The 15,193-nt window shown below is 46.3% G+C and carries 9 protein-coding genes; all 9 read right to left on the reverse strand.

Annotated features, from left to right (window positions below):
- Positions 1-20 precede the first annotated feature (20 nt).
- Complete coding sequence (gene tuf, locus BGK61_RS00010) at positions 21-1,205, reverse strand: elongation factor Tu (protein WP_014999673.1); 1,185 nt, start codon at positions 1,203-1,205, stop codon at positions 21-23.
- A gap of 63 nt (positions 1,206-1,268) precedes the next feature.
- A complete protein-coding gene (fusA, locus tag BGK61_RS00015) occupies positions 1,269-3,371 on the reverse strand; it encodes an elongation factor G (protein WP_014999809.1) in 2,103 nt (700 codons plus the stop codon).
- Between the two features lie 27 nt (positions 3,372-3,398).
- On the reverse strand, positions 3,399-3,869 hold the full coding sequence (gene rpsG, locus BGK61_RS00020) for a 30S ribosomal protein S7 (RefSeq protein WP_014951036.1): 471 nt from the start codon (positions 3,867-3,869) through the stop codon (positions 3,399-3,401).
- Between the two features lie 75 nt (positions 3,870-3,944).
- Positions 3,945-4,319, reverse strand: a complete 375-nt coding sequence (gene rpsL, locus BGK61_RS00025) for a 30S ribosomal protein S12 (RefSeq protein WP_014951037.1) — start codon at positions 4,317-4,319, stop codon at positions 3,945-3,947.
- A 309-nt stretch (positions 4,320-4,628) separates the two neighbouring features.
- A complete protein-coding gene (gene rpoC / locus BGK61_RS00030; RefSeq protein WP_014999810.1) occupies positions 4,629-8,801 on the reverse strand; it encodes a DNA-directed RNA polymerase subunit beta' in 4,173 nt (1,390 codons plus the stop codon).
- Between the two features lie 81 nt (positions 8,802-8,882).
- Positions 8,883-12,911: a DNA-directed RNA polymerase subunit beta gene (gene rpoB / locus BGK61_RS00035; RefSeq protein ID WP_014999811.1), complete on the reverse strand. Its 4,029-nt coding sequence runs from the start codon at positions 12,909-12,911 to the stop codon at positions 8,883-8,885.
- A 325-nt stretch (positions 12,912-13,236) separates the two neighbouring features.
- Complete coding sequence (rplL, locus tag BGK61_RS00040; RefSeq protein WP_015068303.1) at positions 13,237-13,614, reverse strand: 50S ribosomal protein L7/L12; 378 nt, start codon at positions 13,612-13,614, stop codon at positions 13,237-13,239.
- Between the two features lie 57 nt (positions 13,615-13,671).
- A complete protein-coding gene (gene rplJ, locus BGK61_RS00045; protein ID WP_014951041.1) occupies positions 13,672-14,190 on the reverse strand; it encodes a 50S ribosomal protein L10 in 519 nt (172 codons plus the stop codon).
- Positions 14,191-14,496: 306 nt separating this feature from the next.
- The gene (gene rplA / locus BGK61_RS00050; protein WP_014999812.1) at positions 14,497-15,192 is read right to left on the reverse strand and encodes a 50S ribosomal protein L1; all 696 of its coding nucleotides are present in this window, start codon (positions 15,190-15,192) and stop codon (positions 14,497-14,499) included.
- Position 15,193 lies beyond the last annotated feature (1 nt).

Here is a 15,193-nt window from a genome sequence, read left to right on the forward strand (position 1 = left end):
CTTGTGTTGCTAAGTCTAGATTAGTCTAGGATCTTAGATACAACACCAGCACCTACTGTACGACCACCTTCACGGATTGCGAAACGAAGACCTTCTTCCATCGCGATCGGAGCAATTAGCTCAACTTTGAATTTAAGGTTGTCACCAGGCATTACCATTTCTACGCCTTCTGGAAGCTCTACAGCACCAGTTACGTCAGTTGTACGGAAGTAGAACTGTGGACGGTAGCCTTTGAAGAATGGAGTATGACGGCCACCTTCATCTTTAGATAGTACGTATACTTCTGCTTCGAAGTTAACGTGTGGAGTGATTGAACCAGGCTTAGCTAGTACTTGACCACGTTCAACTTCATCACGCTTAGTACCACGTAGAAGAACACCAACGTTCTCACCTGCACGGCCTTCGTCAAGAAGCTTACGGAACATCTCAACACCAGTACAAGTAGTCTTAGTAGTGTCTTTGATACCTACGATTTCTACTTCTTCACCAACTTTAACGATACCTTGCTCAACACGACCAGTTACAACTGTACCACGGCCTGAGATTGAGAATACGTCTTCGATTGGAAGAATGAACGGCTTGTCGATTGCACGCTCTGGCTCTGGGATGTATGAATCAAGCGCTTCACCAAGCTCGATGATTTTCTTTTCCCACTCTGGGTCGCCTTCAAGCGCCTTAAGAGCTGAACCTTGGATAACTGGTAGGTCATCACCTGGGAATTCGTATTCGTTAAGAAGTTCACGAACTTCCATTTCTACTAGCTCTAGAAGCTCTTCATCGTCAACCATGTCACACTTGTTCATGAATACGATGATGTAAGGAATACCAACCTGACGACCAAGTAGGATGTGCTCACGAGTCTGTGGCATAGGACCATCAGTCGCAGCAACTACTAGGATACCACCGTCCATCTGAGCAGCACCAGTGATCATGTTTTTAACGTAATCAGCGTGTCCTGGGCAGTCTACGTGTGCGTAGTGACGAGTAGGAGTGTCATATTCTACGTGTGAAGTAGAGATGGTGATACCACGTGCTTTCTCTTCAGGCGCGTTATCGATTTGATCGAAAGCCTGTGCGTTACCGCCGTAAGTTTTAGAAAGAACTGTAGTGATAGCTGCAGTTAGGGTAGTTTTACCGTGGTCAACGTGGCCGATTGTACCCACGTTTACGTGGGGTTTCGTACGTTCAAACTTTTCTTTTGCCATTTTTCTCGTTTCCTAAGTTAAAAGCCCGACCCACCAATAGACCGGACCGAACCTTCATTTAGATTAAGTTCTAGATTCAATAATAGCTCGCGCCACATTGTTAGGCGCCTCAGAATAATTGAAGAACTCCATTGAGTATGAAGCACGACCTTGTGTTTGCGAACGCAAATCTGTTGCGTAGCCAAACATTTCTGAAAGTGGCACTTTTGCACGTATTATTTTAACACCTGCTACGCCATCTTCCATACCTTCGATCATGCCGCGGCGACGATTCAAGTCACCAACTACATCACCCATCCAGTCTTCTGGAGTAGTCACTTCAACTTTCATTGTGGGTTCAAGTAACACCGGATTTGCTTCTGCGGCGCCTTTTTTGAAACCCATAGAGCCGGCGATCTTAAACGCCATTTCAGAAGAGTCAACATCGTGGTATGAACCATCGAACAACGTAACCTTTACATCTAGTACCGGATACCCTGCAAGAACACCACTTCGCATCTGCTCCTGAATTCCTTTATCGACCGCTGGAATGAACTCTTTTGGTACCACACCACCGACGATTTCGTTCACAAATTCGTAGCCTGCGCCTTCTTCCTGAGGCTCAATGCGTAACCAAACATGGCCAAATTGGCCTCGGCCGCCTGACTGACGAACGAACTTCCCTTCTACTTCAACAGATTTACGAAGGGTTTCACGATAAGCAACCTGTGGGTTACCTACGTTACATTCAACTTTAAATTCGCGCTTCATGCGGTCGACAATGATATCAAGGTGAAGTTCACCCATACCTGAAATAATTGTCTGACCTGTCTCGTCGTCAGTCTTAACTTTAAACGACGGGTCTTCTGCCGCAAGTTTACTTAGGGCAATGCCCATTTTCTCTTGATCAGCTTGAGACTTAGGCTCAACCGCGATTGAAATTACCGGCTCTGGGAACTCCATGCGCTCTAACGTGATTACATGGTTAGGATCACAAAGCGTGTCACCGGTAGTTACATCTTTAAGGCCGATAGCCGCAGCGATGTCACCTGCGCGTACTTCTTTAATTTCTTCACGATCTTTTGCGTGCATCTGCACAATACGACCAAAGCGCTCGCGCTTACCCTTAACAGGGTTGTAAACCGTATCACCAGTGTTCACCACACCAGAGTAACAACGGAAGAACGTTAGCGTACCCACAAATGGGTCGGTCGCTATTTTAAATGCTAGAGCTGAGAACGGCTCGTCATCGCTTGAATGACGCTCTGCTTCTGTCTCGTCCTTGTCGTCAAGTACACCTGTGATGGCCTTAACTTCTGTTGGAGACGGAAGATAATGAATAACAGAGTCTAGTACAGCCTGAACACCTTTGTTTTTGAAGGCACTGCCACAAGTGGCAAGAACAATTTCGTTGTTCAGCGTACGCTTACGAAGGCCCGAACGAATTTCTTCCTCAGAAAGCTCTTCACCTTCTAAGTATTTATTCATTAGCTCATCAGATGCCTCTGCAGCCGCTTCGATCATCTCGGTGCGGTACTGTTCAGCGGTATCTAAATATTCAGCCGGAATGTCTTCATAGGTAAATGTCATACCCATGTCTTCTTCATTCCAGTTAATGGCTTTCATCTTCACAAGGTCGATGACGCCATGGAAATTCTCTTCAGCGCCCATGTTGATTTGAATCGGAACACAGTTTGCGCCTAAACGTTTGCGGATTTGACCCACAACACGTTCAAAATCAGCGCCAGCCCGGTCCATCTTATTAACGAACACAAGGCGTGGCACTTGATATTTGTCAGCCTGTCGCCAGACTGTCTCTGATTGAGGTTCTACCCCAGAAGACCCACAGAATACAACTACTGCACCGTCTAGTACACGTAATGAACGCTCTACTTCGATAGTAAAGTCAACGTGTCCAGGGGTGTCGATGATGTTGATCCTGTGTTGATCGAACTGTTGCTCCATACCAGACCAGAAACAAGTCGTTGCAGCAGACGTGATAGTAATACCACGCTCCTGCTCTTGCTCCATCCAGTCCATGGTAGCAGCACCATCGTGCACTTCACCGATTTTGTGAGACAGTCCTGTATAAAACAGAACACGCTCTGTGGTCGTGGTCTTACCCGCGTCCACGTGAGCCACAATACCAATATTGCGATAACGCTCAATCGAGGTCTTACGAGGCATAAATCTCTCTCAGTTAAATAACGTTGATTACCAACGGTAGTGAGCAAACGCTTTGTTTGCTTCGGCCATACGGTGAACGTCTTCACGTTTCTTAACCGCTGAACCTTTATTATCTGCTGCGTCTAGCATTTCAGCCGCTAGGCGTTGTGCCATAGACTTTTCGCCACGTTTACGTGCAGCTTCTACCATCCAACGCATACCTAGAGCGTTACGACGAACTGGACGTACTTCAACTGGAACCTGATAAGTTGAACCACCAACACGACGAGACTTAACCTCTACTGTTGGGCGGATGTTATCAAGCGCTTCCTCGAAGATATCTAGGTGTGCTTTGCCGGTTTTTTCAGCAACAATATCAAGCGCACCGTAAACGATTTTTTCAGCGACTGACTTTTTGCCGTCGAGCATTACGACATTCATGAATTTCGCAAGCAGTTGTGAACCAAATTTTGGCTCTGGTAGGATTTTACGTTGACCTACGACTCTTCTTCTTGGCATTTTCTATTCTCCGTATGAATTCAGGGAAAACCCAAAACTCTTAAACTTCAGTTTGGCCTTACTAACGGAGAACCGTTATGACTTAGGCTTCTTCGCGCCGTATTTAGAACGGGCTTGTTTACGATCGTTTACACCTGCGCAGTCAAGAGTACCGCGAACTGTGTGATAACGAACACCTGGTAGATCTTTAACACGACCACCACGGATAAGTACTACACTGTGCTCTTGTAGGTTGTGACCTTCACCACCGATGTATGAAGAAACTTCAAAACCGTTAGTTAGACGTACACGACATACTTTACGTAGTGCAGAGTTTGGTTTCTTAGGCGTAGTAGTATATACACGAGTACATACACCACGTCTTTGTGGACAAGCTTGTAGAGCAGCTACGTTGCTTTTTTCAACGGGCTTTCTACGCGGCTTGCGCACTAACTGGTTAACTGTTGCCATTAACTAGCTCCTGATTAAAAACTACGAAAACCCAATCACTGTGACTGGGTCCATATTAATGCGATTAATTGCTTAACCGCTCTTGTTTGTGAACATTGTGCTCGTCAACATTCACTGAGCGCTGATACAAAAAACCGCGACCGTTTATCGAGCCACTTGATGGCTATCCAAAATCGGGTCGCGGAATATTAAAGATCATCGCTCTGACTGTCAAGGTGTACAAAGGTTAAGCAGTTAATTTATCTGCAAACTGTACAACTGGACTGCCAAATTGTTAGGAGTACGTTAACGTACTCCTATGATCTTGCCTTATTCGGCAGTATCTTCGTCTGCACCAGCGTTAAGCGCTTCGGTTAGTGCCTGTTCTGCTTCAGCAGCAGAAACTGACATTTCTTCGATTTGCTCTTTACGGCGTTGTGCACGGCGTTCGTGGTAAGCGAAACCTGTACCCGCTGGAATTAGTCGACCAACGATTACGTTTTCTTTCAGACCGCGTAGGTCATCTTCTTTACCTTGAACCGCAGCTTCGGTTAGAACACGTGTTGTTTCCTGGAACGATGCCGCTGAGATAAATGACTCAGTAGACAGTGACGCTTTAGTGATACCAAGCAGCTGTGTTTCGTACTGCGCTGGGATCTTGCCGTGTTTTTCAATTTCACGGTTAGCCACTTTAACGTTCGATACTTCAACCTGTTCGCCTTCAAGGAACTGCGTATCGCCTGGGTGCGTGATAATACACTTACGTAGCATCTGACGAATAACTACTTCAATGTGCTTATCGTTAATCTTAACACCCTGTAGACGGTATACTTCCTGAACTTCGTTCACGATGTAGTTTGCTACTGCTGAGATACCACGTAGACGTAGGATATCGTGAGGAGACTCTGGACCATCGGCGATAACTTCGCCTTTTTCCACTTTCTCACCTTCGAATACGTTAAGCTGACGCCACTTAGGAATCATCTCTTCGTATGCGTCACCCTCAGCAGGTGTAATTACAAGACGCTTCTTACCTTTGGTCTCTTTACCGAAGCCGATAGTACCTGAGATTTCTGCAAGGATTGCAGGCTCTTTAGGCTTACGTGCTTCAAATAGGTCCGCAACGCGCGGTAGACCACCCGTGATATCACGAGTCTTCGAGCTTTCCTGAGGAATACGTGCTAGCACGTCACCTTCGTTAGCCACTTTGCCTTCTTTCGCTTCGATGGTTGTGAAGCTTGGAAGACGAATTTCTTGAAGACCAAACTCGTCGCTTTCAAGAATTAGCTTAGGCTCTTTAGAGTTTACTTTCGCAAGGTCTTTAACAACGATACGGGTTAGACCAGTAAGCTCGTCTTGCTGCATTTCGGTGTTAGAGTCATCAATGTCTGCGAAGCTAATCTTAGCTGCACGTTCAGTAATGATTGGGTGACTATGCGGATCCCAGTTAGCAACAACGTCGCCAGCTGCAATAGTTGCACCGTCATCCACGCTAAGTACAGCACCGTAAGGTACTTTATAGCGCTCTTTCTCACGGCCTTGCTCGTCGATAACAGTAAGTTCTGTTGAACGAGAAACGATAACCACTTTGCCGTCAGAGTTACGTACGAATTTAGCATTGTGTAGCTTAAGGCTACCCGCAGTCTTAACTTGTACGCTGTTCTCAGCAGACGCTCTTGATGCCGCACCACCGATGTGGAATGTACGCATGGTAAGCTGTGTACCTGGCTCACCGATTGACTGTGCTGCAATAACACCAACCGATTCACCGCTACCCACCATGTGACCACGTGCAAGGTCACGACCGTAACACTTAGCACAAACACCGAAGTCGTTGTCACAAGTGATTACCGAGCGAACCATGATTTGGTCAACTGAGTTAGCTTCAAGCATGTCTACTAACGCTTCGTCTAGAAGAACGTTACGCTCTACTAGTACTTCGTTAGTACCTGGCTTAAGTACATCTTCTGCTACTACACGACCTAGTACACGCTCGCGTAGTGGCTCAACAACGTCACCACCTTCGATTAGTGGTGTCATTTGAACACCTTCGAATGTGCCACAGTCGTCGTTAGTGATTACCAAGTCTTGTGCAACGTCTACTAGACGACGCGTTAGGTAACCCGAGTTAGCTGTCTTAAGTGCAGTATCCGCAAGACCTTTACGAGCACCGTGAGTTGAGATGAAGTACTGTAGTACGTTCAGACCTTCACGGAAGTTCGCCGTAATTGGGGTTTCGATGATTGAGCCATCTGGTTTAGCCATCAGACCACGCATACCAGCTAGCTGACGAATCTGAGCGGCACTACCACGAGCACCCGAGTCGGCCATCATGTAAACAGAGTTAAATGATGATTGCTCTTCTTCTTCGCCATCGCGGTTAATTACGATGTCAGTCTTAAGGTTATCCATCATGGCCTTAGCAACTTTTTCGTTAGCATTTGACCAGATATCGATAACTTTGTTGTAACGCTCACCCGCGGTAACAAGACCGTTTTGGAACTGTTCCTGAATTTCAATAACTTCTGCTTCCGCTGCATCGATGATGTCTTTCTTAGCAGCAGGGATAACCATATCGTCGATACCAACAGACGCACCCGCGATCATCGCGTAGTGGAAACCGGTATACATGATTTGGTCAGCAGCAATTACTGTGTCTTTCAGACCTAGCGTACGGTAACAAGCATTCAATAGTCTTGAAATTTGCTTCTTGCCCATCGCTTGGTTGATGATTTCAAACGGCAGACCCTTAGGAAGGATCAATGAGAAAATCGCACGACCAACAGTAGTGTCAGTTAGCGTTACTTTCTCAGTTTTGTTGCCATCTTCATCGATGTCATATTCAGTAATACGTACTTTAACGCGTGAGTGAAGCTCAGCATTACCTGTGCGGTATGCTTTTTCTGCTTCATTCGGGCTGGTAAATACCATGCCTTCGCCTAAGCCGTTTACTTTGTCACGCGTCAGGTAGTAAAGACCTAATACAACGTCCTGTGAAGGTACGATGATTGGCTCACCATTCGCAGGTGACAGAATGTTGTTCGTTGACATCATTAGCGCACGAGCTTCTAGCTGTGCTTCGATTGTCAACGGGACGTGTACCGCCATTTGGTCACCGTCGAAGTCGGCGTTGTACGCCGCACACACTAGCGGGTGAAGCTGAATCGCTTTACCTTCAATTAGTGTTGGTTCGAACGCTTGGATACCCAAACGGTGAAGTGTAGGTGCACGGTTAAGTAGTACCGGGTGTTCGCGGATAACGTCGTCTAGTACGTCCCAAACCTCTGGTGCTTCGCGCTCTACAAGCTTCTTAGCTGCTTTGATTGTTGTCGCAAGACCACGTGCTTCAAGCTTACCGTAGATAAACGGTTTAAATAGCTCAAGTGCCATCTTCTTAGGAAGACCACACTGGTGAAGACGTAGCGTAGGACCAACGGTAATTACAGAACGGCCTGAGTAGTCAACACGCTTACCAAGAAGGTTTTGACGGAAACGACCTTGCTTACCTTTAATCATGTCTGCAAGCGACTTAAGTGGACGCTTGTTAGAACCGGTAATCGCACGACCACGACGTCCGTTATCTAGAAGCGCATCAACAGACTCTTGAAGCATACGCTTTTCGTTGCGTACGATAATGTCTGGAGCAGCTAAGTCTAGAAGACGCTTAAGACGGTTGTTACGGTTAATTACACGACGGTATAGGTCGTTAAGGTCAGACGTTGCAAAACGGCCGCCATCTAGTGGTACTAGAGGACGTAGATCTGGTGGAAGTACCGGAAGAACCGTCATGATCATCCACTCTGGCTTGTTACCAGACTGTTGGAATGACTCAAGCAACTTAAGACGCTTAGTAATCTTTTTACGCTTAGTTTCAGAGTTGATTGAAGGCAGCTCTTCACGCATAGCCGCAACATCTGCGTCTACGTCTAGTGCTGTAAGAAGATCGAATACTGCCTCAGCACCCATCTTCGCTTCAAACTCATCACCGTGCTCTTCAAGTGCATCCAAGTACTCTTCTTCGTTAAGAAGTTGGCTGCGCTCAAGCGTAGTCATACCTGGCTCTGTAACCACATATGATTCAAAGTAAAGTACACGTTCAATATCACGAAGTGTCATATCAAGCATTAGGCCGATACGAGACGGAAGTGATTTAAGGAACCAGATGTGTGCAACCGGGCTAGCTAGCTCGATGTGACCCATACGCTCACGACGTACTTTAGTCAGTGTAACTTCAACGCCACACTTCTCACAGATAACACCACGGTGCTTAAGGCGCTTGTACTTACCGCAAAGACACTCGTAGTCTTTTACCGGACCAAAGATACGCGCACAGAACAGACCGTCACGCTCAGGCTTGAACGTACGGTAGTTAATTGTTTCAGGCTTTTTAACTTCACCGAATGACCATGAACGGATCATGTCAGGTGAAGACAGACCGATTCGAATATTATCGAATTCTTCAGTCTTGTTTTGTTGCTTTAGAAACTTTAATAAGTCTTTCACATTACTCTCCCAGCGGAGTCAGTCTCTAGAACCCGGCGCAAGCGCCGGGCCATCTCATAACATTACGTGGCTAACGCCGTATTACTTTTCTTCAAGCTCGATGTTGATACCCAACGAGCGAATTTCTTTAAGTAGTACGTTGAATGACTCTGGCATGCCAGGTTCCATTCTGTGGTCGCCATCGACGATGTTCTTGTACATCTTGGTACGGCCGTTAACGTCATCCGACTTAACGGTAAGCATTTCTTGAAGGGTATATGCTGCACCGTATGCTTCAAGTGCCCACACTTCCATCTCACCGAAGCGCTGACCACCGAACTGTGCTTTACCACCAAGAGGCTGCTGTGTAACAAGGCTGTAAGAACCCGTAGAACGCGCGTGCATTTTGTCGTCTACTAAGTGGTTCAGTTTCAGCATGTACATGTAACCAACCGTAACTGGACGCTCAAATTCGCGACCGGTACGACCGTCAAACAAAGCAATCTGACCGCTTTCTGGAATATCAGCAAGCTTCAGCATTTCTTTGATTTCAGATTCACGAGCACCGTCGAATACAGGTGTTGCTACTGGAACACCCTTACGAAGGTTTTCCGCTAGGCGACGAACTTCGTGGTCTGTGAAGCTATCGATGTCAACTTCTTGGTGATTCTCACCAAGCTCGTACACCTTCTTCAAGAAGTCACGTAGTTCCGCCAGCTCGCGCTGCTCTTTGATCATGCGATCAATCTTCACACCAAGACCGTGTGCAGCCATACCCAAGTGAGTTTCTAGGATCTGACCGATGTTCATACGAGACGGTACACCTAGTGGGTTAAGAACGATGTCTACCGGCGTACCGTCAGCATCGTATGGCATGTCTTCTACAGGCTGGATAGTCGAGATAACACCTTTGTTACCGTGACGACCGGCCATCTTGTCACCTGGTTGGATGTGACGTTTAACCGCAAGGTAAACCTTAACGATCTTAAGCACGCCAGGGGCTAGGTCATCGCCTTGAGTGATCTTACGACGCTTCGCTTCAAACTTCTTATCGAAGTCCATTTTGATTTCAGCGTGCTGATCAGCAATTTGGTCTAGCTCTAGCTGTGCATCTTCGCTGTTAAGTGCAATTTCAAACCACTTTTCACGCGGCAGGCTGTCAAGCTTAGCTTGGTCAACACCAGCACGTAGAAGTGCAGTTTGTGCACGTGCAAAGATACCGTCTGCAAGAATTTCAAACTCGTCAGTAAGGTCTTTCTTAACCTGACGTAGCTGCATATCTTCAATTTCTAGCGCGCGTTTGTCTTTCTCTACACCGTCACGGGTAAATACTTGAACGTCGATTACCGTACCGTGAACAGAGTTAGGTACACGTAGAGACGTATCTTTAACATCAGACGCTTTCTCACCGAAGATTGCACGTAGTAGTTTCTCTTCTGGCGTAAGCTGCGTTTCACCTTTAGGCGTTACTTTACCTACAAGGATATCACCGCCTTTCACTTCCGCACCGATGTAAACAACGCCTGATTCATCAAGCTTGCTTAGTGCAGATTCACCCACGTTCGGGATATCAGAAGAAATTTCTTCTGGCCCAAGCTTAGTATCACGAGCGATACAGCTAAGCTCTTGAATGTGGATAGTAGTAAAACGGTCTTCCTGCGCTACACGCTCAGAAATAAGGATTGAATCCTCAAAGTTGTAACCATTCCACGGCATGAACGCGATACGCATGTTCTGACCAAGTGCAAGGTCACCTAGGTCTGTTGAAGGACCATCAGCTAGCACGTCGCCTGCAACAATCGGGTCGCCAACACTACAAGTAGGCTTCTGATTGATACACGTGTTTTGGTTAGAACGAGTGTACTTAGTCAGGTTGTAGATATCGATACCTGCTTCACCTGGAAGCATTTCGTCTTCGTCTACTTTAATAACGATACGGCTGGCATCTACGTAATCAACCACACCACCGCGCTTAGCAACTACAGTAACACCTGAGTCAACCGCGATAGTTCTTTCCATACCGGTACCAACTAGCGGCTTATCAGCGCGTAGTGTAGGTACTGCCTGACGTTGCATGTTCGCACCCATTAGTGCACGGTTCGCATCATCGTGCTCTAGGAATGGGATAATGCTTGCAGCAATTGAAACGATTTGCTGAGGTGAAACGTCCATGTACTTGATGTCTTCTTTAGGCATCAAAGTAGTTTCACCACGGTGACGACATGGAATTAGGTCGTCAACCAACTCGCCTGCTTCAGTCAACGCGATGTTTGCCTGAGCGATTGCGAATTGACCTTCTTCAATTGCAGATAAGTAATCGATTTCGTCTGTCACCACACCGTCAACAATACGACGGAACGGCGTTTCTAGGAAACCGAAGTCATTGGTACGCGCGAAGCTTGCCAATGAGTTAATTAGACCGATGTTCGGGCCTTCCGGCGTTTCGATTGGACATAGACGACCGTAGTGAGTCGGGTGTACGTCTCGAACTTCGAAGCCTGCACGTTCACGTGTAAGACCACCCGGGCCTAATGCAGAAATACGACGCTTATGCGTTACTTCTGAAAGCGGGTTGTTTTGGTCCATGAACTGAGATAGCTGAGATGAACCGAAGAACTCTTTAACCGCAGCTGAAATAGGCTTAGCGTTAATTAGATCTTGTGGCATCACGTTGTCTAGGTCGCCTAAGCTTAGACGCTCTTTAACTGCACGCTCAACACGTACAAGACCAACGCGGAATTGGTTCTCTGCCATTTCACCTACAGAACGAATACGACGGTTACCTAGGTGATCGATGTCATCAACTTCATCTTTACCGTCACGAATCATTATTAGCTGCTTCATTACAGCAATAATGTCTTCTTTATCTAGTGTACCAGCACCAATTAGTTCTTCACGGCCAAGACGGCGGTTGAACTTCATGCGGCCAACAGAAGATAGATCGTAACGTTCGTCAGAGAAGAACAAGTTATCGAACAAGGTTTCAGCTGCATCTTTTGTTGGTGGCTCACCAGGACGCATCATACGGTAAATTTCAACTAGTGCTTCAAGGCGGTTAGTTGAAGAATCGATACGTAGCGTATCTGAAATGTATGAACCGTGGTCTAGTTCGTTGATGTAAAGCGTTTCGAACTCTTTGATACCCGCTTGGCTAAGTGCCGCTAGGTTTTCAAGGGTTAACTCGTCGTTTGCGCTTACAATCACTTCGCCAGTATCTTCGTTTACGTAAGTAGCAGCGTAAACACGGCCAATTAGGTAATCGGCTGGAACTTCAAGCTCTGTAAGACCGGCTTTTTCTAGTGCACGCGTGTGGCGCGCAGAAATACGACGACCAGTTTCAACAACAACGTTGCCTTCACCGTCGATGATATCGAACTGGGCAGTTTCACCACGAAGGCGATCTGGCACCACTTCCATCATTAGCTTGTCTTTGTCGATACGTACGCTTACTTTGTCGAAGAAAGTATCTAGGATTTCTTCTGATGACATTTCAAGTGCGCGTAAGATAATCGTTGCAGGCAACTTACGACGACGGTCGATACGTACGAATAGGTTATCTTTCGGGTCAAACTCGAAGTCTAACCACGAACCACGGTAAGGAATTACACGTGCGTTATAAAGCACTTTACCTGACGAGTGGGTTTTACCTTTGTCGTGATCAAAGAATACACCAGGTGAACGGTGTAGCTGTGACACGATAACACGCTCTGTACCATTGATAACGAACGTACCGTTCTCAGTCATCAATGGGATCTCGCCCATGTACACTTCTTGTTCTTTAATATCTTTTACGGTACCTGGCGCAGCGTCTTTATCGAACAACACTAACCGTAGTTTTACTCTTAATGGAGCAGAGAAAGTTACGCCGCGAATTTGACATTCTTTAACGTCGAAAACGGGCTCTCCCAGGCGGTAGCTTACATATTGAAGCTCTGAACTACCTGAGTAGCTTTTAATTGGAAAAACGGAACGAAATGCTGCTTCCAAACCGTATTGAGCATCTGCATCGATCTCAATAAACTTTTTGAAAGAATCAAGCTGAATTGAAAGAAGGTATGGAATTTCCAATACCTGTGGGCGTTTGCCAAAATCCTTACGGATACGTTTCTTTTCGCTATAAGAGTAAACCATGGGTTCCTCAGCCTGCTGATTTATGACCCAACCTGCTGCAAAATGCTTTAAAACGCGTGCTATGGGCTAAAAGCTACGTTTCAAATGGCGCACTAAGCAACAAACTTCCACAACCCTTTTTCGGGCAGATACACCAGCATACAACAAAATTTAACCAATTATTAGTTAACTTGTTGGATTTTTATGCTTTTTATGGGTATTTCCGAATGGCGCTTTAAGTAGTGTAACCAAGGGTTAGATTCTACACACTATACAGCGCAAAAAGGCTGGTGGTTTAAAAAACCACCAGCCTTGCCGTCTCAGGCAATAATCTGACTATGTCAGATTACTTGATTTCTACTTCTGCACCAGCTTCTTCAAGCTCTTTCTTAAGTGCTTCAGCTTCATCTTTGCTTACGCCTTCTTTGATAGCTTTAGGAGCAGACTCAACTACTTCTTTAGCTTCTTTAAGACCTAGGCCAGTCGCGCCGCGAACTGCTTTGATAACTGCAACTTTGTTGCCACCGAATGAAGTCATTACAACGTCGAATTCAGTCTTTTCTTCTGCAGCAGCAGCGTCACCGCCAGCAGCTGGACCAGCAACAGCAACAGCAGCTGCAGCAGATACGTTGAATTTTTCTTCAGCCGCTTCGATTAGTTCAACCAGTTCCATTACTGGCATTTCAGCGATTGCGTTTAAGATATCTTCTTTAGTTAGAGCCATGTTCTCTAAACTCCTGGGTATAAAATGTTAAAAAAATCAATATGCCAAAAACGCCAATTACTTGGTGTCTTTGACCGCCGCCAATACGCGCACAAACTTGCCAGGAACTTCGTTGATTGTTTGAACGAATTTCCCAACTGGTGCTTTGAAGGTTGCAAGAAGTTTTGCAAGCGCTTCGTCGCGGGTAGGTAGAGCTGCAACTGCGTCCAATTTCTCTGGACCAAGAAGACCACTACCAATAGAAAGTGCTGTAACTTTTAGCTTATCGTTAGTCTTACCGAAGTCTTTGAAAAGACGTGCCGCACCGCCTGGTGCGTCGATAGAGAAACCATAGATAAGCGGACCAGTTAAGGCGCTGTCTAAGTCTGCAAATTGACTGTCTGCTAGAGCACGCTTTGCAAGAGTATTACGTACAACCTTTAGGTATACGCCTTGCTCACGAGCTTTAACACGTAGGTCAGTCAGTTCTGCAACTTCCATCCCACGGTATTCAGCAACGGCTACGGATAGAGCGCGAGACGCAACTTCAGAAACTTCTGCTACGATCTCTTTTTTTGCTGCTAAACCTAGTGCCACTGAGTTCACCTCTTTGTATCTGACTTTGCTTGCGGTTACCCGCTTACGCCGTCAGGGTTCACAGATTGATACCAACCCTCATGGTTGATACCGCTCTACGGTGTTTGTTACCCCAGAGAGTCTGAGTCAAACCACCGTCTGCGCAGGTTGTTGTATTAAGCAGTGTGTTGACTGTGAAAGTTCTCTTACCTCTTTCACCACACCGCACCTGCGGTCTTGGACGGGAGCTGCTTATTAGCACTGCTAATTTTCACAGCTCCAACCCATAACCTTTAAGAGATTTCGATGAGCGATAGCTCAGCGAAATTAAAGACCTACAGAAGCCTTATCAAGAGCAACACCAGCACCCATTGTAGTGCTTAGGCTGATCTTCTTGATGTATGTACCTTTAGCAGAAGAAGGCTTAGCTTTCTTAAGTGCTTCAAGTAGCGCTTCAAGGTTTTCTTGAATTTGGTTCGCTTCGAACGCAATCTTACCGATGCTAGCATGGATGATACCGTTCTTATCGTTACGGTAGCGTACCTGACCAGCTTTAGCGTTCTTAACTGCCGTTGCAACGTCAGGCGTTACAGTGCCAGTTTTTGGGTTAGGCATAAGGCCACGTGGACCTAAGATTTGACCTAGTTGACCAACAACACGCATCGCGTCTGGGCTAGCAACTACTACGTCAAAATTCATTTCGCCTTTCTTAACTTGCTCAGCTAGGTCGTCCATACCAACGATGTCTGCACCAGCTTCTTTAGCCGCTTCAGCATTTGCACCTTGAGTGAATACTGCAACGCGAACGTCTTTACCAGTACCGTTAGGTAGTACAGTTGCACCACGAACGTTTTGGTCAGATTTCTTCGCATCGATACCAAGGTTAACAGATACGTCAACGCTTTCTGCGAACTTAGCAGTTGCTAGTTCTTTAAGAAGCGCTACTGCTTCGTTGATTTCGTACTCTTTCGAAGAGTCAACTTTGTCGCGGATTAGGCGAGCGCGTTTAGTTAATTTAGCCATT

This window comes from Alteromonas abrolhosensis (assembly GCF_001953635.1).
Classification (GTDB): domain Bacteria; phylum Pseudomonadota; class Gammaproteobacteria; order Enterobacterales; family Alteromonadaceae; genus Alteromonas; species Alteromonas abrolhosensis.